Source organism: Amycolatopsis sp. FDAARGOS 1241 (assembly GCF_016889705.1).
Classification (GTDB): Bacteria; Actinomycetota; Actinomycetes; order Mycobacteriales; family Pseudonocardiaceae; genus Amycolatopsis.
Genome location: NZ_CP069526.1, coordinates 786,551 through 805,451 on the forward strand (window position 1 = coordinate 786,551; position 18,901 = coordinate 805,451).

15 protein-coding genes are annotated in these 18,901 nt (G+C 71.3%); 9 read left to right on the forward strand and 6 right to left on the reverse strand.

The window, feature by feature from the left end:
• Positions 1–50 precede the first annotated feature (50 nt).
• Positions 51–3,317 (reverse strand): AfsR/SARP family transcriptional regulator, encoded by a 3,267-nt coding sequence (locus I6J71_RS03825; protein WP_204093456.1) that lies wholly within the window; start codon positions 3,315–3,317, stop codon positions 51–53.
• A 337-nt stretch (positions 3,318–3,654) separates the two neighbouring features.
• Between I6J71_RS03825 and I6J71_RS03830 the strand changes: the two genes are divergently transcribed.
• From I6J71_RS03830 to I6J71_RS03840, 3 genes are all read left to right on the forward strand, one after another.
• The gene (locus I6J71_RS03830) at positions 3,655–3,936 is read left to right on the forward strand and encodes a WXG100 family type VII secretion target (protein WP_239154412.1); all 282 of its coding nucleotides are present in this window, start codon (positions 3,655–3,657) and stop codon (positions 3,934–3,936) included.
• Entirely contained in the window at positions 3,933–4,220 is a 288-nt protein-coding gene (locus I6J71_RS03835) for a WXG100 family type VII secretion target (protein ID WP_204093457.1), read from the forward strand. The genes I6J71_RS03830 and I6J71_RS03835 overlap by 4 nt, the downstream gene beginning before the upstream one ends.
• A 209-nt stretch (positions 4,221–4,429) precedes the next feature.
• On the forward strand, positions 4,430–5,065 hold the full coding sequence (locus I6J71_RS03840) for a LuxR family transcriptional regulator (RefSeq protein WP_204093458.1): 636 nt from the start codon (positions 4,430–4,432) through the stop codon (positions 5,063–5,065).
• Positions 5,066–5,176: 111 nt separating this feature from the next.
• On the opposite strand, the gene I6J71_RS03845 is transcribed toward I6J71_RS03840, so the two are convergent.
• A complete protein-coding gene (locus tag I6J71_RS03845) occupies positions 5,177–5,719 on the reverse strand; it encodes a TetR/AcrR family transcriptional regulator (RefSeq protein WP_204093459.1) in 543 nt (180 codons plus the stop codon).
• 76 nt (positions 5,720–5,795) lie between these two features.
• Here I6J71_RS03845 and I6J71_RS03850 point away from each other — a divergent pair, with 76 nt between their 5' ends.
• The 4 genes from I6J71_RS03850 to I6J71_RS03865 are packed head-to-tail and all read left to right on the forward strand — an operon-like array spanning position 5,796 to position 9,494.
• Positions 5,796–6,818: an NAD-dependent epimerase/dehydratase family protein gene (locus tag I6J71_RS03850; protein ID WP_204093460.1), complete on the forward strand. Its 1,023-nt coding sequence runs from the start codon at positions 5,796–5,798 to the stop codon at positions 6,816–6,818.
• 10 nt (positions 6,819–6,828) lie between these two features.
• Complete coding sequence (locus I6J71_RS03855) at positions 6,829–8,151, forward strand: amidase family protein (RefSeq protein WP_204093461.1); 1,323 nt, start codon at positions 6,829–6,831, stop codon at positions 8,149–8,151.
• Positions 8,152–8,187: 36 nt separating this feature from the next.
• Positions 8,188–8,985, forward strand: a complete 798-nt coding sequence (locus I6J71_RS03860) for a thymidylate synthase (protein ID WP_204093462.1) — start codon at positions 8,188–8,190, stop codon at positions 8,983–8,985.
• On the forward strand, positions 8,982–9,494 hold the full coding sequence (locus tag I6J71_RS03865) for a dihydrofolate reductase (protein WP_239154413.1): 513 nt from the start codon (positions 8,982–8,984) through the stop codon (positions 9,492–9,494). Before I6J71_RS03860 ends, I6J71_RS03865 begins: the two co-directional genes overlap by 4 nt.
• A gap of 88 nt (positions 9,495–9,582) precedes the next feature.
• On the opposite strand, the gene I6J71_RS03870 is transcribed toward I6J71_RS03865, so the two are convergent.
• The 4 genes from I6J71_RS03870 to I6J71_RS03885 form a co-directional block, all read right to left on the reverse strand.
• On the reverse strand, positions 9,583–10,689 hold the full coding sequence (locus I6J71_RS03870; protein WP_204093463.1) for a DivIVA domain-containing protein: 1,107 nt from the start codon (positions 10,687–10,689) through the stop codon (positions 9,583–9,585).
• A 122-nt stretch (positions 10,690–10,811) separates the two neighbouring features.
• Complete coding sequence (locus tag I6J71_RS03875) at positions 10,812–12,803, reverse strand: SDR family oxidoreductase (protein ID WP_204093464.1); 1,992 nt, start codon at positions 12,801–12,803, stop codon at positions 10,812–10,814.
• Positions 12,804–13,130: 327 nt separating this feature from the next.
• Positions 13,131–13,835 (reverse strand): class F sortase, encoded by a 705-nt coding sequence (locus tag I6J71_RS03880; protein ID WP_204093465.1) that lies wholly within the window; start codon positions 13,833–13,835, stop codon positions 13,131–13,133.
• A gap of 17 nt (positions 13,836–13,852) precedes the next feature.
• Complete coding sequence (locus I6J71_RS03885) at positions 13,853–15,355, reverse strand: collagen binding domain-containing protein (protein WP_204093466.1); 1,503 nt, start codon at positions 15,353–15,355, stop codon at positions 13,853–13,855.
• Between the two features lie 332 nt (positions 15,356–15,687).
• Here I6J71_RS03885 and I6J71_RS03890 point away from each other — a divergent pair, with 332 nt between their 5' ends.
• Together I6J71_RS03890 and I6J71_RS03895 are read left to right on the forward strand one after the other, a co-directional pair.
• Positions 15,688–16,554: a Bax inhibitor-1/YccA family protein gene (locus tag I6J71_RS03890; RefSeq protein WP_204093467.1), complete on the forward strand. Its 867-nt coding sequence runs from the start codon at positions 15,688–15,690 to the stop codon at positions 16,552–16,554.
• A 308-nt stretch (positions 16,555–16,862) separates the two neighbouring features.
• On the forward strand, positions 16,863–18,407 hold the full coding sequence (locus I6J71_RS03895; protein WP_204093468.1) for a DHA2 family efflux MFS transporter permease subunit: 1,545 nt from the start codon (positions 16,863–16,865) through the stop codon (positions 18,405–18,407).
• The last annotated feature ends 494 nt before the right edge of the window (positions 18,408–18,901 follow it).

Consider the following 18,901-nt stretch of genomic DNA (forward strand, 5'->3'; position numbering starts at 1 on the left):
CCAGTGCCGAGTAAGCCTTCCGGTTGCTCCCGGTCAGCGGGAAACCGGGGTCATTCGCCCGCCGCGCGACTGCGCACCGGGTGGGCACGGCGGATCCCGTGCGGGTGCATCCGCGTCTCGGCCCGGCGCACGTCCCAGGCCGCGCCGAGCGTGGTGTAGCTGGTGAGCGCGCTGCGGAACGCGGCGCGCGCTTCGTCGAGCCGGCCGTGCTCGGCCAGCAGGATCGCGGCGTCCTCCGTGGCCCGCGCGTGCTTGAGGACGCGGCCGGCGGCCTCGTAGTGCGCGGCCGCGCCGAGGATCGCGTCGGGATCACCGGTGACCAGGCCGCGGCAGTGCGCGGCGGCCGCGGTGTGCGCGGGTGGGGCGTCGGCGTCTTCGTCGTCGATCAACCGCAGCGCCTGGTACGCGTAGTGCTGCTCGCCGAGCTGGGTGGCCAGGCGCACCAGGTCCGGCAGCCACTGCTGCCGCGCCGAAGGGGGATAACCCTCGTCCAGCAACGGGGCCAGCGCGGCCAGGGCCGCCTCCGCGTTGCCCTCCAGCTCGGCCAGCTGCGCTTCGGCGGCCAGCAGGTAGTCGCCGCCGTTGGGCTCGAGGCCCTGCGGCCAGTGCTGGTGCGCCGCGGCTTCGAGGTGCGCGCTCGCTTCGTCCGGTTCGTCACGGTGGCCCGCGATCAACGCGCCGACACCGTGCACGAGCAGCGCCGAACCCGGGCTGCGCAGCACGTACGACGCAGTCTCCGCACCGCCCTTGATCACGGTGTCGAGCTCGGTGAGAGCCTCCGGCCAACGCCCGCGCCAGTAGTAGTGCACGGCGCCGGCGAGATGCATCTCGCCGGGCACGGCGCGCGTGGCGGCCAGCCGGCGCGCGGTGCTCAGCGGCTCGGCGGCGTCGTCCAGACCGTCGAGCACGCCCAGCTCCGACAGGTCCGGTTCGGACGTTTCGTCGACGGCCAGGCGTTCGAGCGTCGCGCGCAACGTCTCGTGACGGCCGCGCCACATCTCCGGCACGTTCGGGTCGGCGAGCGTGCGGCGGACCTCTTCGGACGCTTCCGCGAACTCGCCGCGCCGGTAGTAGATGTACGCGAGGATCCACCGCATCTCGGCGGCCTGGCGGCTGTCCTCGGTGCGCGCGACGACCGAGCGCGCCTCGGCCTCGGGCTCGCGGCCGAGCCAGAACAGCAGCCGGGCGAGCGTGGCCGTGAGCGGCTCGCGCGCGTCGGCCGGCAGCGACGCCTGCGTGACGACGTGCTTCAGCAGGTCGACGGCCATGCGCGGTGCTCCGGTGGCGACCGCGCCGATGTGCTCGAGCAGCCAGCCGGTGACCCACGGGTCGACCTGCACGGGCGCGGCCGACAGCTGTTCGGCCACGCGCTCGGGCGACGCTCCCGCGCCCTGGAACGCTTCGGCGAGCTGGCGGTGCAGCGCCACGCGCATCGCGGCCGGCGTCTTTTCGTAGAGCACGCGGCGCAGCAGCGGGTGGCGGAAGGCGAGCAGGTCGTCGGACTCGGTGAGCACGCCGGCCGCGAGCGCTTCTTCGACGGCGCCGACGAGCGCCGTTGCCTGCCGCTCGGTGGCGATCGCGATGTCGGCGAGCGAGAATTCCTTGCCCAGCAGGGCCGCCCAGCGCAGCACGTCGCGCGTGCCGCTGGAGAGGAAGCTCAGGTACAGCGTGATTCGCGAGCCCAGCGGCGCCGGGATCGTGCGGCAGCTGTTGCCGTCGACGATCGCCTGGGCGCCATCGAGCAGGATCATGCCGTTGGTGAGCAGCGTCTCGACGATTTCCATGGCGTAGCGCGGGTTTCCCGCCGCGAACGACGTCAGGGTCCGTAGCACCTGGCCCGGCGGGGCGCCCGTGAGGTCGGCCGCGAGGTCGCGCACGGCGCTCTCGGGCAAGGGTCCGAGCGCCAGCAGTTCCGTGCCGTCGGCGGCGAGCTCCGCGCGCAGCCCGTCCAGCTCGGCCGGCCGCGGCACCGGGCGGCACGCGCCGACGAGCAGCAACGGCAGCCGCCGCGTCTCGCGGCTGAGGTAGCGCCACACCCGCAGCGTCGCGTCGTCGGCCCACTGCAGGTCGTCGACGACCAGCGCGAGCGGTTGCTCCGCGCACAGCTCGCGGACGAGCCCGAGGACGCCCTCCACCGGGTCGCCGCCGGGGTTCTCCCCGAGCGCGACGGCCAGCTCCGCGCGCCGCAGGTCCGAAGCGCGCGGGTGCACACCCAGCGCGTCGAGCAAGGGGCGCAACGCGAAACGCTGGTCGAGTGCGTCGGCCGCGGCGAACAGCGGTTTGGCGCCCGACCGCTGGGTCATCGCGAGCGTTTCGGCGAGCAGCGCGGTCTTGCCGATCCCGGGTTCGCCCTCGACCCAGATCGACCGGCCGAGGCCGCTGCCCAGACCGGCGACGGCTTCGCGCAGCAGGAGCGTCTCGCTCGCGCGGTCGAAGAAGACGTCCGCGCGCGGCGGCAGCACCGGCAGCGGGAACCGCGGTACGCGGGCGGGCGCCGGCGTGGGCCGCGGCGCCGGCGACGGCTTCGCGGCGCCGCCGCCGAGGACTTGTTCGTACAGCTCGCGCAGCGGCGGGCTCGGCTCGGTGCCGAAGGAATCGACCAGTTTGTCGCGCAGATCCGTGTAGACGGCCAGCGCTTCGGTGCGGCGGTCGCCGAGCGACAGCGCGCGCATGAGCAGGCCGTGCAACGGTTCGCGGAACGGGTGCTCGTTCGTGAGCGCCCGCAGTTCGGTCACGAGCTCGCCGTGGCCGCCGTCGTCGAGCACGACCTCGGCGCGGCGCTCGACCGTCGCCAGGCGCAGCTCCTCCAGCCGCGCGCGGTGCGACGCCGCGAACGGGCCGGGCAGCCCCTGCAACGGCTCGCCGTGCCAGAGCCCCAGCGCTTCGTCGAGCTTCTCGCGCGCCTGGCGGCGTTCGCCGGCGGCGAGGTGGCGCTGGGCCTGCTCGCGCAGGGCCTCGAAGCGGTGGACGTCGACGGTCCCGGCCTCGACGCACAGCGAGTAGCCCGAGCCGATGGACGCGAGCAGCTGCGGTCCGGATCCCTTGGTGCGACCCGGTTCGAGGGCGCGGCGCAGGCCGGAGACGTAGGTGTAGATGCTGCCCTGGGCACTGGCCGGCGGGGCGTCGCCCCACACGGAGTCGATCAGCTCTTCGCGCGAAACGGTGCGGTTGGGCGCGATCGCCAGCACGGCGAGCACGGTGCGGCGGTGGGCGGAGCCGAGACTGACCTCGTTGCTGCCGTGCCAGGCGCGGACCGGGCCGAGCAGCTGGATCGTCGGCGCGGTGAGACCGCCTGCCGCGCCGTCCGCTGCCGACATCGGTCTCCCTTCACGCGCTGACGGATCGTCAACGCCGGATGCCAGGGGTGATCTTACGCTCGAACGAGTGGCACGGCGGCTGGGGGCCGTTCTCCCCGCCTGCCACGACCGCCAGTCTCGGGCCGCGGTGTGACGACCACTCGGCGTGACGGCTAACACCGGGGAAACTCGACCACGGCACAGCGGATGGAACCGCAGGCAAGGATATCCGAAAATCGGGCATACCACCTGGTCCCCGGTTTCGCCACCCCCGGTCGTTGGGTCACGCTCGGTGCCGAGCCCGCGCGGCACGGTGCGCGGGTCACTGGGGACGTGGTGGTGTGGTGAGGAGAGCGTCGTGAATTCGATTCCTCCCAGGGTGGTGCCGGACGGCATGCGGGACGTCGCGGGCGAGTTCGCGCGCGCGATCGATTCGGCCAACGCCCACTTGAGGCAGGTCAACAACGAGATGGCAGCCCTGCAGGCGTCGTGGCGCGGCGACGCGTCGGTGCGGTTCGGGCAGGCGATGAACGAGTGGGAGCAGCAGTACGACCTCATCCTGGGCCGGCTCGCCGATCTGCTCGCGGTCACCGGCGGGGCGGACGGTGAGCGCCGGGTCCCGTGCCCGGGCGGCGCATGAGCTTCGAGCGTGCCGACTTCACCGAAGCCGACGAGATCCTGGACCGGGTGGGGAAGACGACCGGGGGGATCCGCGCCGTGCTGACGCAGCTGGAGTCCACTGTGGAACAGGACGTGGCCGGTTGGACCCCCGAGGCGCAGGCGCGCTACTGGGCGGCCAAGCGCGTGTGGACCGCGGCGCTGGAGCGCATGCCCGACTGCGTCGAGCGGGCGCGCGACGCGTTCCGCGAGATCTCGGGCAGCTGCGAGTCCCCGGGCGGCGAGGCGTGCGGGTTGTGTCCGTGAAAATGTGTACCGTGAAAGCGGTGTGAAGCTGGCCGTGTGAGCGCGACCACTGTGAAGTCTTCACTGAAGCCATCCGTTGAGGCTGCTGACCTGCGGTTATCGAGAGACTCTTCACGTCCGCGCCGGCGCGTGAAGAATCTTGGTAAGAAAACATGAAGTCGCGCGCGCGAGACTTTCACTGTCAACGTGGAGTGGCAGTAGGAGTAGTCGTGAAGCTCGTCAAAGTCGCTGTTCTCGCCTCGGACCCGATCACCAAGGCCGGCGCGGCGAGCCTGCTGGGTACCCGTGCCGAGCTGCAGGTCCTCCCCGAGGATTCGGCCGCGCAGGCCGACGTGGTCCTCGTGATGGAGGAGCACGTGACCGATCGCGTGCTGTCGCGGGTCAAGGAGCTCGGCCGGGAGTCGGAACAGCTGGCCGGCCCGCACCTCGTCATCGTCGCCGACCACTTCCGGGAGAGCGACCTCATGACCGCCATCGAATGCGGGGTCGTCGCGATCCTCCCGCGCCGCGAAACGGGTGGTGCCGAGCTGGTCACCGCCGTGCTGACGGCGGGCGACGGCACGGCCAGCCTCCCGCCCCGGCTGCAGGGCGCCCTGCTCGGCCAGGTCCAGCGCATGCGCCGCGACGTGCTCGAACCCAACGGACTCACGCTGTCCGGCCTCGCCGCCCGTGAGTGCGACGTCCTGCGCCTGGTCGCCGAGGGCTACGGCACCGAAGAGATCGCCACGAAGCTCTGCTACTCCGAGCGCACGGTCAAGAACGTCCTGTACGGCTTGATGACCCGGTGCGGTCTGAACAACCGCGCTCACGCCGTCGCCTACGCCCTGCGCGCCGGCGCCATCTGATCCGGGCACCCGGTTGGCTGGACTGGTCCACTCGCGCGGCAAGCCGGCGCGCGAGGGTGCCGCCACCAGGACCTTTCCCGCCCGCGGGCGCGGGAAAGGTCCTTTGTGTACTCAGACCTCCAGCACCCGCAGGCACAGCCGCCGCAGCGTCGCGCGCAGTTCGGCGTCCGGCAGGTGGCCCAGGCTGCGCAACGCCGGGCCGAGTTCGGTGGCCATCGCGTAGGCGGCGGTTTCGTCGGGGGTCGGGGTGGCGCCGTAGAGCAGGTGCAGGCCGCGGGTGGCCTGGGCCTCGAGCGCGCGCCCGAGTGTCTCGTGCCGCCGGGCCGAGGGGTCCAGCAGTGACAGCGAGCGCTGCGCCACGACCTGCTCCACGAACCCGTCGGCCAGCAGTTCCCGGCGCGCACGCGGGTCGTCGAGTGCTGCCGCCGCGTCGAGCAATGCGTCGAACGCGGCGATGCTGCACTGGAGCAGCGCTTCCAGGAGGTCGGCCTTCGAGCGGAAGTAGTAGTAGACGTTGGCCTTCGTGACGCCCATCGTGTCGGCGATCAATTGCAGCGACGTCGCGTCGTAGCCCTGCTCGGCGAACAGCCGCCGGGCCGTGTCGAGGACCGTCCGACGCGTCTGAGCGGCCTGTTCAGCCCGGGTGGGTGACACCTGGTGATGCTAGCCGACCTGGGAAATGGGCTACAGTGGTTTCGTTAGCCGAACGGCTAATGAAATGGCGGCGGCCATGCCCGGGACGGTTCTGGTGACCGGCGGCACCGGCTACGTCGGCGGCTGGTGCACCGCCGAGTTGTTGCGCCGCGGCCACACCGTCCGCACGAGCGTGCGTTCGGCCGCGAAGGAGGCGGCGGTGCGCCGCGCGGTCGCTTCCGAGATCGACCCGGGCGACCGGCTCGAAGTGGTGGTCGCCGACCTCACCGCCAACGCCGGCTGGGCCGGCGCGGTGGCCGGCTGCACCCACCTTCTCCACGTCGCCTCACCGCTGGGCGGCGACGGCTCGTGCGACCCCGGCGCCTTCATCGCCCCCGCTCGGGACGGCGTCCTGCGGGTGCTCAAAGCGGCCACCGACGCGGGCGTCGAGCGCGTCGTGCTGACGTCGTCGTGCGCCGCGGCCGCGCCACCAATCGGCACGCGCTCCCGCGAGGTCTACGACGAACGCCTCTTGACCGACGTGAGCGACCGCCGGCTTGGCTTGTACCGCCGCTCGAAAGCCGTCGCGGAGCACGCCGCGTGGGACTTCATGGCCGAACACGGCGGCAGCACGACTCCGACGACGATCCTCCCCGGCGCCGTGCTCGGCCCGGTGCTCGCAGGGCAGGCGCTCGGCCCCGTGCAGCTCGTCGGCACGCTGCTCGCCGGCCGCGCGCCCGGTGTGCCGCGGCTGGGCTACGGCGTGAGCGATATCCGCGACCTCGCGCACCTCCACGTCCGCGGTGCTCGCGCCCGAAGCCGCCGGCGAGCGGTTCATCGGGGTCGGCGAATTCCTCTGGCTGCGCGACGCCGCGCGCGAGATCCGCGAGACGCTCGGCCCGACGGCGAGCCGGGTGGCCACGCGTGGATTGCCGGTTTCGTTCTGCGTGCCCTCGCGCTCGTGAACCCGGCGTGCGCGAGGTGGCGCCCGACCTCGGGCGCAAGACCCTGTACACGTCGGCGAAAGCACTTCGGTTGCTCGGGTGGCAGCCGCGGCCCGCCGCGACGACCGTGGCCGACTGCGCCCGGAGCCTTGTCGCTGTCCACTGAGGACGGTTAGGGTGCGGATCATGGTGCAGACTGCGGTGGAGATCGCGCGCGCGGTGCGCGCCGGCGAGCTGGATCCGGTTCAGGTGACCCGTGAAGCCCTCGCGCGCATCGAGGCGGCCGACGGCGTGGTCGGCGCGTTCCGGCGGGTGCGCGCGGCGGAAGCGCTTGCGGAAGCGGCGGAAGTCGCGGCCCGGCCCGACCTGGACGAGCTGCCGCTGGCAGGTGTGCCCGTCGCGGTCAAGGACGTCACCGAGGTCACCGGCGAATACGCGGGATGGGGCTCGGCGGCCGGTTCCCAGGCGGCCTCCGCCGAAGACGGCGTGATCGCCCAGCGCCTGCGCGCGGCGGGCGCGGTGATCGTCGGCCTCACGCGGGTGCCCGAGCTGTGCATCTACCCGATGAGCGACGATCCCGGCGGCATCGCCCGCAACCCGTGGGAGCCGGCGTTCACGGCGGGCGGTTCGTCGGGCGGCAGCGCGGCGGCCGTCGCGTCCGGGATGGTCCCGATCGCCCACGGCACCGACGGCCTCGGTTCCATCCGCTTGCCCGCGGCGATGTGCGGCCTCGTCGGGTTGAAGCCTGGCCGCGGCGTCGTGCGTGAGCCGGCGGAAGGCTGGTTCGGCATGTCCACCCACGGCCCGCTCGCCACCACGACCGCCGATGCCGCTCTGCTCATGTCCGTGCTGGGCGAACGTCCTGACCTGGCTTCGATCGGCTCACCGCAGCCGCAGCGCATCGCGTTGTCGACGCAAGTGCCGGTCATCCGCGCGCCGCTCCCGCGTCCGCTCGCCCGCGCCGTCTCCCGCGCGGGCACGCTGCTCGCCGCCGCCGGCCACACCGTCACCGACGCGACCCCGGAGTACGGCTTCGGCACCCTGGTCGCGCTCGTCACCCGCTGGTTCGCCGGGCCGGCGGCCCACGCCGACGCCGGGTTCGACCTCACGAAGCTGCAACGGCGCACCCGCACCCACGTCCGCGCCGGGCACCTCACGTCGCGCTTCGTCAGCGAACGCGCCCGCACGGCGTGGCTCTCCCGCGCACAGCGGTTCTTCCGCGACCACGACGTGCTCATCACGCCGACGCTCGCCACGCTGCCGCCCATGGCCCAGCGCTGGCACCGCCGTTCGTGGCTCGCGAACTCCGCGCCGGCCGTCCGCGTCGCCGGCTTCACCGGCGCCTGGAACCTCGCGGGCTACCCGGCGCTGTCCGTGCCCGTCGGCCGCCATCCCACCTACGACCTCGCCACGTCGGTCCAGCTCGTCGCCCCGCCCGGCGGCGAGGCGCTGCTGCTGGGGCTGGCCGCGCAGCTGGAGGACGTCTACCCGTGGCCACGCAGTCGCTGAGCCGGATCCGGCGCGGCGTCGTCTAGGCTCGCGGACATGCCGGACACCCAGTACGAAGACCTGCTCCGCCTCGTGCTCGAAACGGGCGCGCGCAAGGCGGACCGCACGGGCACGGGCACGCGGTCGATCTTCGGGCACCAGCTGCGCTACCGGTTGTCCGACGGGTTCCCGCTGATCACGACGAAGAAGGTCCACTTCCGCTCGATCGCGTTCGAGCTGCTGTGGTTCCTGCGCGGCGATTCGAACGTGTCGTGGCTGCAGGAGAACGGCGTCACGATCTGGGACGAGTGGGCCTCCTCCGACGGTGAGCTCGGCCCGGTCTACGGCGTGCAGTGGCGGTCGTGGCCGACGCCCGACGGTGGGCACGTCGACCAGATCAGCGAGGTGCTGCGCACGCTGCGCGAGAACCCCGACTCGCGGCGGATCATCGTGTCGGCGTGGAACGTCGCGGACATCCCGCGCATGGCGCTGCCGCCGTGCCACGCGTTCTTCCAGTTCTACGTCGCCGAGGGCAAGCTTTCCTGCCAGCTGTACCAGCGCAGTGCGGACCTGTTCCTCGGGGTGCCGTTCAACATCGCCAGCTACGCGCTGCTCACGCACATGATCGCCGACCAGGTCGGCCTCGGCGTCGGCGACTTCGTGTGGACCGGCGGCGACTGCCACATCTACGACAACCACGAAGAGCAGGTGCGCACACAGCTCGCCCGCGAAGCTCGCCCGTTCCCGACGCTGCGGCTGAAGCCCGCGGACTCGCTGTTCGGCTACACATACGACGACATCTCGGTGGACGGCTACGACCCGCACCCCGGCATCAAGGCCCCGGTGGCGGTGTGACCGCCGCTCCGCTCTCGGGCGCGCAGCGTGCCGACGGCGCTGACGGCCGGATCGTCGGGCTGGTCTGGGCGCAGTCGTCGAACGGAGTCATCGGCCGCGACGGCGCCCTGCCGTGGCACCTGCCGGAAGACCTGAAGCACTTCCGCACCCTGACCGCGGGCGCGACGGTGCTCATGGGCCGTCGCACGTGGGAGTCGCTTCCGCCGCGCTTCCGGCCCCTGCCCGGCCGCCGGAACCTGGTGCTGTCCAGCACACCCCAGCCCGGCGTGGAGACCTTCACCGACCTGGATTCGGCCCTCGGCGCCTGCTCCGCCGACGTCTGGATCATCGGCGGCGCGGCGGTTTACGAAGCCGCGGTGCCGTTCGCCGACCGCATCGTCGTCACCGAACTTCGCACCCCCTTCGACGGCGACACCCACGCTCCGGACGTCGGCCGCCCACCCGATTCCGTCGGGGAGTGGCTGGAGTCGTCGACTGGCTTGCACTACCGCTTCTTGCGCTGGGGCTGAAAAGTCTCGCCGGCACGGTGGCTGCGGCGCGGCGAAGGCCGCTTCCCCGGCAACGCGAAAGCGGCCTTCCTGCGTCTGGGAACCCCGGTCAGGAGCGGGGCTTGCCCGCCGACTGGGACACCGGCTGCGGAGTGCCGTTCTCGGCCTTGGGGTCCGCGTTGCCGTTCGCCGGAGCCGGCTTGGGCTTGACCGTCGGGGAAGCGGGCGTGGTGGGTGAGTCGACCGAGACGACTTCGGGCTTCGGCTTCGGCGTGGCGGCGGCAGCAGGGGCCGGCTCGTCGCCACCGACGAGCTTCGACGCCGACGGGATCACGGACTCCGCGGGCAGCGCGGCGAGGAGGCCTTCGCTGCGGCTGAGGACCTCGTCGGCCATCGCGAGGTTCTTGCGGGCCTGCTCGCGGATCTCGGCGAGGCGCTCGACCTTGCGCGTCGCGGCGGTGGTGCGCTGGGCGGCCTGCGTGGTGGCCTCGTCGAGGCGGCGCTTGGCTTCCGTCGTGGCTTCGTCGAGGCGGCGCTTGGCTTCCGCCGTCGCTTCGGCGATGCGGCGCTCGGCCTGCTGCTTGCTGGCCGTGCGCTGATCGGCGATCAGCTTCTCGTGCGCGGTGCGCTCCGCGGTGATCTTCGCGTCGAAGTCGCGCTCGATCTTGCGGCGCTTGCGCTCGGCTTCGTTGTCGAGGAGTTCCCGGCGCTGGGCCGCCTCGACGGTGAGCCGCTGCACCTCGGCGCGCGTCTCCTTGAGCGCGGCCTCGTGCTCGGAGTGCAGCGCCTCGGCCTGCTTGTCCAGCTCCTCCACGAGCCGCTGGTAACGCTCCCGCAGCTTCGTCGACGCCTCGGTCGACGAAGCCCAGTGCTTCTCCGCCGCGACCTGTGCGCGCTTCGTGACCTCTTCGGCCCGCGCGTTCGCGAGCTGGACGGTGCGCTGCATCCGCTCGTCCAGGTCCTCGAGCCGTTCCGGTGGCTTCATCAGCTCGTCGACGCGGTCCTGGAGTTTGGCCACTTCGCCGCGCGCGGTCTCGAGCTCGCGCTGCAGCGTCGCGACCTGGGTCGCCGCCGAGTCGCGATCGCTGATCAGCCGGCGCAGCTGCGCCTCGACGTGATCGAGGTACTGCCGCACCTCGGTCCGGTCGAAGCCGTGCCACGCCTGGGTGTATTCGCGCCGGAGAGGCAGGAGGCCGTTGTCTCGCTCGGGAACCATAGGCCCGACCGTACCCGCGCACATTGTGTCGTCGGCGTCAGGAGTGGTGATTCACCGCCACGTGTCGAGCGCATCCTGGTGATCGTCGCCTGAACGGCCTCACCCGCTCCGACGCTCCGTGACTACCAGTGGAACCCGCGCGACAGCCGGGCGAGCGCCATCGCCGCGCGCGACAGGTGCATCTCCCCGCGGCCGATCTTGAGCCGGCCCGAGCCGCCGGCCGCCGTCGAGTCGGGGAAGATCCGGAAGCCCTGGTACGCGATCGCATCGGTGAGGCCCGGCGCCAGCGCGTAGGTGAGGCCGATCGCCTGCCCCGCCGGGGTGCCGATGTGCTTCGGCCGTTCGATCAGTGCCTTCATCACCATGTCGGCCGCCTGCTCCGGCGACTTCGTGGGGAACGCGTCGTAGATCTTCGTCGGCCGGATCATGGGCGTGCGCACGAGCGGCATGTGGATCGTGGTGAACGTGATCCCGTCGCCGTGCGTCTCCGTCGCGGCGATGCGCGAGAAGTAGTCGAGCGCGGCCTTCGACGCGGCGTACGCGGAGAAGCGCGGCGCGATGCCCTGCACGCCGATCGACGACACGTTCACGATGTGGCCGAACTTCCGCTCCGACATGTGCGGAAGGACCGCGAGGATCAGCCGCACCGCGCCGAAGTAGTTGATGGCCATGGCGCGCTCGTAGTCGTGCATGCGCTCGTACGACAGCTTGATCGACCGGCGGATCGAGCGGCCCGCGTTGTTCACGAGCATGTCGATCCGGCCGTGCTCCGCGAGCATCGCGTCGACGGCCTTGTGCACCGAGTCCTCGTCGGTCAGGTCCGCGGGGTAGACGGACGCGGTGCCGCCCGCCGCGATGATCTCGTCGCGCACCTCTTCCAGCTCGTGCTGGCGCCGGGCCACCAGCAGCGGCACGCCGCCCGCGGCCGCGACCTTCAGCGCCGTCGCGCGCCCGATGCCCGACGACGCACCGGTGATGATCACGCGCCGCCCGTCCAGCTCGCCGCGCGGGCCGTGCTTGCGCGCGCGGAACGGGTCGAGGTGCTCACGCCAGTAGCGCCACAGCGTCGCCGCGTAGTCGTCGAGCCGCGGCACCTCGACGCCGGTGCCCGCCAGCGCCTTGCGCGTCTCGGCCGACGCGAACACCGACGGGAACGCCATCGTCTCCAGCAGCACCGGCGGGATGCCGAGGCGCTCGAGCACCGCGTCCCTCGCGATCGTGAAGCCCGGGATGTGCTCGCTGAGCTTCGCCAGCCCGACGATCCGCTTCGACACGCCCTCGCCCAGTTGCACGGTGATCGTCGGCGCGCCCGCTGCCCGCGCGAAGGCGTTGTACACCGACACCACCGGCTGGGGCTCGGGGTTCACGAGGTGGAAGGCGCGGCCGTCGACGCCGGGGGTGGTCACGAGCTTCAGCAGCGCCTTGGCGACGTAGTCGACCGGCACCACGTTGGTGTCGCCGAGGTCCGGCCCGACGAGCGGCAGATCGGGCAGCCCGGCGAGCCTGCTGATGGCGGGGAACAGGTAGTACGGCCCGTCGACCTTGTCCATCTCGCCGGTCTCGGAGTCGCCGACGACCACGGCGGGCCGGTACACGCGCCACGGCACCTCGTGCTGCTCGCGCACCAGCTTCTCGGCTTCGAACTTCGTGCGGTGGTACGGCGTGATCAGCCGCTGGCCGACGTCGAACATGTCCTCGGTGAACAGGCCCTCGTGATCACCCGCCACGGCCACGGACGACACGTGGTGCAGGCAGCCGGCGCGCAGGTCCGCGGCGAGGTCCACGACGTGCTGCGTACCGTCCACATTGGCCTTGATGCTCGCCTCGTCGTCGGCGGTGAGGTCGTAGAGCGCGGCCAGGTGCACCACGTGGTCCACTCCACGCAGGTCGGTGCGGTCCTGCTCGGACACGCCGAGCAGGGGCTCGCCGAGGTCCCCGGTCACGAGCGTCACGCGCTCCGCGTGGGGCCAGCCGTCGACCAATTCGGCCAGCTTCTCGCGCGAGCCCGCGCGCACCACGAGGGCGACGCGGTCCGCGTCCGGCCGCGTGAGCAGCTGCCGGGTGAACTGGCGCCCGATCAAGCCGGTCGCCCCCGTCACCAAGAACGTCGCCATCCGAATCACCCTCCGCCGTTCGCCGCTGGACCCTTGCGCATTCTGCTGTATGGACGCCGTGCTGACCACAGCGTGCCTGCGTGATGTTACTCGTTAGTAACTTGTGAACCGCACGGGGGCCCCGCAGGTCGAGAGCGGTTTCTGCGGAGGCCCGAGTCCCGGTGCGTGGTACGAACGGGCCGTTCACGCCGTGCGGGCGGCGGCACGAATGGCCCACCCGCGCCAGTGCGGGGTGCCGCAACAGTGCCCGCCGGTGCCCGGTCTACCGGCACGAAAAGGCAGAGCCCCGGCAGGAATCCCGCCGGGGCTCCGCGTCACCGAGCTGGATCAGACCGGGTCCGCGATCACGACCCGGTTCTCCTCGTACCCGTCGGTCCCGCCGATCCAGCGGCCGCCGCAGGTCACCAGCACCACGCGGTGCGGCCCGGCCTGTCCGAACAAGTCGTCGGCACGGCCGGGGAGATCGTCCTTGTGCACGGTGACCAGCTGCGAGACCCGGTACTTCGACGTCTTGCCCGCACTGTCCACTATGGTCACCTCACCGCCGATGCGCTCGTTCCACAGCTCGGCGAACGGCCCCGTTGCGCCCTTCCAGTTCACGTGCCCGGCGAAGACGCTCGCGCCGCTCACCGCGTCGAGGGCGGCGCCCCACCAGGCGGCCTGGCCGATGTCCGAGGGCACCGGCAGCGTGTTGCCCGGGCCGAGGCCCTGGCGCACCATCGCGGCCGTCCCGCCGCCCGGCAGCCGGATCGTGCCCGGTTTCTGCGGCCCGGGTTGCTTGTGCTCCACCGGCGCGGCGGGCGGCGATGCCGTGGGTGTCGACGACGGCGCCGTCGACACCGGCGGGGGAGCCGACGACGCTGGCGTGGGCGAAGGAGAAGGCACCACGCCGAGGGCGGCGGCGGCCGGCTGCGCGGTGCCGGCCACCACCGCCGTCGGGGGTGCGCTGATCACGACGGCGGCGAGTTCCACTCCGAGGACGCTCGCCGCGCCGAGGACGAAACCGGTGAGCAACCGGCTCTTGCTTGCCATACCCGTACCGCTCTCGCCTACCTCCGGGACGCCCGGCGCGCGGCGAACCCGACCAGAGCCGAACCGAGGAGCGCGAGCGCGGCGAGGCCGAGCAGCCCCGGCGTCGAGTAGCTCGTGTCCACGGCGCCCTTCGCCATCGCCACGGGCTGGTCGCCGGCGGGGATCGCGTGCGGTACTTCGTTCGGCGTGTTGACCAGTGAGAGCGCCAGTGTGCCGCCCGGCTTCAGTGAACCGCACACCGAGGGCGGGTTTTTCGGGTCGAACGCGTTCTCGTAACCCGGCGGCGCGTTCACCTCGACGACGCAGACATCCTGCGGCGCGAGCAGGTTGCCGACGGTCACCCCGCCGGTGTCGCCACTGGTCGTGACCACCACGGGTTGTCCGTCGGGACCGGTGAGCGGCTTGCCGTCCTGCCCGGTGGCGGCGGTCTTCTTGTCCGCGCCGGTGATCCGCAGCGCGGCGCCGCCGATGCCCTTGCCGGTCTTCGCGTCCTTCTTGGTCACCTGGACCTCGCCCGGCTTCGCGACGGCCGCGACGCCCTGTGCGGTCAGCGTTTTCTCCCCGCCGGTGGAAACCACGTTCTGGATGCCGGTGTTCACCGGGTTCTGCACGTACGGCCGGTCGGCCGGCGCGGAGAGCGACGTCGAGAGCTTCGGCTGGTCGCCGGTCGGCGTGAGCTTCACCGAGATCGTGCCGTCGGCACCGGTCTTCAGCGTGGTCTCGGTCTGCGCGGCCTGGCCGGCCGCGCTGCCGCTCGTCGCGTCCGCGGCCTGCCCGGCATCTGCGGGTTCGGAGTCAGCGGCGAGCGTCGCGTCGGCAGCGTCGATCTTCACGGGCACGTCGGGCACACCGGTGCCCTTGGCGTTCTTGACCGTGATCGTCCAGGTCGCCGCCGTGCCGAGGTGCTGGTCGCCCTTCGGCGGCGTCACCGACGCGGTCCACGGGCCGCGGTTGGTTTCGGCGTCGGCGGTCAGCTTCGCGACGTCGTCGTAGGCGGCCTGCGACTTGGCCTTGAGCGCCTTGAGGTGGAAGTCGGCGTCGTAGCCGATCTCCGCCTTGGACAGGTTCGGGTCGAGGTCGTCGTGGCCGGGGCGCGGGGCCGCGGTCCACGAGTGCAGCAGGTGCGCGAGCGCGGCCGCGACGTTCGCGTCCTTGGTGTCGCCGTAGCGCAGCAGCAGGTACGAGATGTTCGCCGCGTGGTCGGCGGGGATCTTCTCGCCCCACTTCGTGAGCAGCTCGTCGCCGGGCTTGTACTTCTCGCTGGTGTCCGGTGCCTTCAACTGGAAGCTGACGCAGAACACCTGCTTGCCGCCGACGAGGTACGACCCCAGCCAGTTGCGGCTCGCCGGCTTGCCCTCGACGGACTGGCCCGGCTTGATCTCGAGTCCGACGCCCTCCTGGGTCGCGGCGCTCGCGGGTGTCGTTCCGACTGCGGTGATGGAGAGTGCGCCGACCAGCGTGGCAGCGATCAGGCCGGCAGCAGAGCGCAGGCGAGCGCGCGGGCGTGAAGACAACCCCATGGTGTGTTGACTCCTTCAACGTGCCTTGCTCCGACGCCTCTACGTCGCCGCAGGTCACACGATCGAACAACTCCCCGACACGCCTTCGGTCACTTCCCGAACACGCGTAGTGAAGGTTCGCGGGTGATCACTGAGATTGTCTAGGGGCCATCGGGTGACCTGCGGTGAACGGTCGTGATCTCGGTCGCATACGGTGTAACCCGGTGCGGGTCGGGTCACCTGATCGAATGCTTGGGTAAAGTGTTCTTTACTCGACGTCCTCGAACGGGAACCAGCAGGCCCGGGCGGTCGTTGAACCCGATGCAAGGTGCCAGCAGATCCAGGAGGATCAGGTGCGTTCCAGTAGCAACCCGGCGTTCCGCAACCTGCCCCGCGGCTCGGCCGCCCAGGGGCAGTACGGGCCGAACGTCGGCTTCGACCAGCAGCCCTACGGGTACGCCCAGGGCCAGGGTGGCGTGCCCGGTTACGCGCCGGGCCGGATGGCCGCCGGTTCCGGCGACCGCCCGATGACGGTCGACGACGTCGTCGTCAAGACCGGTCTCTCGTTGGGCACCGCGCTGCTCTTCGGTGTCCTCACGGCGATCTGGGCCCAGTCCCAGCTGCTCGTCGACGGCCTCGGGCGGGTCACCGGCATGAGCGGGCCGCTCCTCGGCGCGCTGTTCGGCGGGCTGATCGTGGGTCTCGTCATCTCGCTGGTGATCATCTTCGGGCAGAAGGCGAACGGTCCGCTCACGCTTGTGTACTCGGCCGCCGAGGGTGTTTTCCTGGGTGCGCTGAGTGGGTTGTTCGAGCTCATCTACCCGGGCATCGCGCTGCAGGCGCTGATCGGCACCGCGGGTGTGTTCATCGCGATGCTGGTGGTCTACAAGACCGGCGCCGTGAAGGTCACGCCGAAGCTGACCAAGTGGATCGTCGGCGCCGTCGGCGGTGTCGTGGTCCTGATGCTGGTCAACCTGCTCACCGCGTTGTTCTTCGGCTTCAACCCACTGCGCGACGGCGGCCCGATCGCGATCATCTTCAGCCTCGTGGTCATCGGCATCGCCGCGTTCAGCTTCCTGCTCGACTTCGACCAGGCCGACCGCATGATCCGTTCGGGCATGCCGGCCAAGTGGGCGTGGTACGCGGCTTTCGGCCTCATGACCACGCTGGTGTGGCTGTACCTCGAGATCCTGCGGCTGTTGTCGTACCTGCGCGACTGACGTTCGCGCGGGATTCCCGAGAAGGCGCTCCGTGAATCCACGGGGCGCCTTTTCCGTGTGCGCTCCGGGAATGCTCTGCTTCGCGCGACGGAGTGCGTACGCACCGTACGAATTGCTGGTGCCTCGTCGCAGGTGGGACAGTCACCGGAATCTTCGGCGGGACGCGAAAATTCGCCTGTTCTTTGCGCGGGCGAAACCGTTCGCTTTTTGTCGGACCCCTCATCTACTCTCGACGACGTCGCGCAAGGGGGACCCGGGAGCCGGGCTTGCGCGGCTTCCGTTACCTGGCAGATGGGGATGGGTTCCGCATGTCCGCACAACCGAGCCCGGCGACCGGGCTCGACGACAAACTCGACCGGGGAGTGCTGAAGGTCGCGTCGGTGGTGGTGCTCGGCGCCATCATGGCGATCCTGGACACCACGGTCGTCAACGTGGCGCTGCAGAAGCTCACGCTGCAGTTCTCGACCTCGCTCGACACGATCCAGTGGGTCGTCACCGGCTACATGCTGGCGCTCGCCACGGTCATCCCGATCACGGGCTGGGCGGCGGACCGGTTCGGCACGAAACGCCTGTACCTGCTGGCGATCGGCACGTTCCTGGTCGGCTCGATGCTGGCGGGGCTGTCGTGGAGCGTCGAGACGCTCATCGTCTTCCGCGTGCTGCAGGGCCTCGGCGGCGGCATGCTGATGCCGGCGGGCATGACGATCCTGACGCGCACGGCCGGGCCGCAACGCATCGGGCGCGTGATGTCCGTGCTCGGCGTGCCGATGCTGCTGGGCCCGATCTGCGGGCCGATCCTCGGCGGGTGGCTCGTCGACGCCGTGAGCTGGCGGTGGATCTTCTACATCAACGTGCCGATCGGCGTGATCGCGTTCCTGCTCGGACTGCGGCTGCTGCCGAAGGACAAGCCTCAACCTGCGGGCCGATTCGACTTCCTCGGGCTGCTGATGGTGTCGCCGGGGCTGGCGGCGCTGATCTTCGGCGTCTCGCGGTTCCCGTCGACGGGCACGATCACCGCGGCCGAGGTCTGGCTGCCGGGGCTCGCGGGCATCCTGCTGCTGGTCGGGTTCGTGCTGCGGGCGCTGCGGGTGCCGGACCCGCTGATGGACCTGAGCCTGTTCAGGAACCGGCCGTTCTCGGTTTCGATGATCACGCTGTCGGTGTTCTGCATCGGCTTCTTCGGCGCGATGCTCCTGCTGCCCACGTACTTCGTGCTGGTGCGCGGCGAAACCGCCCTGCACGCGGGGCTCCTGCTCGCGCCGCAGGGCTTCGGCGCGATGGTCGTCATGCCGTTCACCGGCCGGCTGGCCGACAAGATCGCCCCCCGCCGCATCGTCCTGCCCGGCCTGCTCCTGATCGTGCTCGGCATGATCCCGTTCACCCAGGTCGGCCCGGACACGCCGTATGCGCTGCTGCTGTCGGCGGCGTTCGTGATGGGCATCGGCATGGGCTGCACGATGATGCCCATCACCTCGGCGGCCCTGCAGACCCTGCAGCCCGCCGACATGGCCAAGGCGTCGACCGCCACGAGCATCCTGCAGCAGACCTCGGGCGCCATCGGCTCCGCCGTCATGTCGATCATCCTCGCCTCCCTCCTCGCGACGCGCTTCGGCGTCCCGCCGAGCCAGGGCCAGCTGGCCGCCACCGCCGCCACCCTCAACCCCGCCACGCACACCACCGCGACCACCCTCACCGCCGCCTCCTTCGCGACGACCTTCCTCTGGGCCACGGTCATCCTGGCCCTCTGCCTCGTGCCGGCTTTCTTCCTGCCCAAGAAGCGCTTCGTGCCCCCCACCCCACCGACCGGCGCTGAGGAAGGCACCCATGCAACCCCGGCGGTTCCGCTCCACTGACGGCTGCTCGTGACGGAGGGCCGGCTCGCGTACTGCTGCGCTCGCGGCGCTTCGCGGCCGCGTCGCGTTGGCGGGTTCGGTCAACCCTTCGGCTGGCGCCTGCGGCACGCGCCGGTGCGGCGGGAGGCATGTATGCGATCCCGGCGGTTCCGCTTCACTGATGTCTGTTCGTGACGGAGGGCTGCTCGCGTTCTGTTGCGCGAGCGGCGCTTCGCGGCCGCGTCGCGTTGACGGGTTCGGTCAACCCTTCCGTCTGCGGCACACGCCGGTGTGGCGGGAGGCATGTATTCGATCCCGGCGGTTCCGCTTCGCTGATGTCTGTTCGTGGCGGAGGGCTGCTCGCGTTCTGTTGCGCGAGTGGCGCTTCGCGGCCGCGTCGCGTTGACGGGTTCGGTCAACCCTTCCGTCTGCGGCACACGCCGGTGTGGCGGGAGGCATGTATTCGATCCCGGCGGTTCCACTTCGCTGATGTCTGTTCGTGGCGGAGGGCTGCT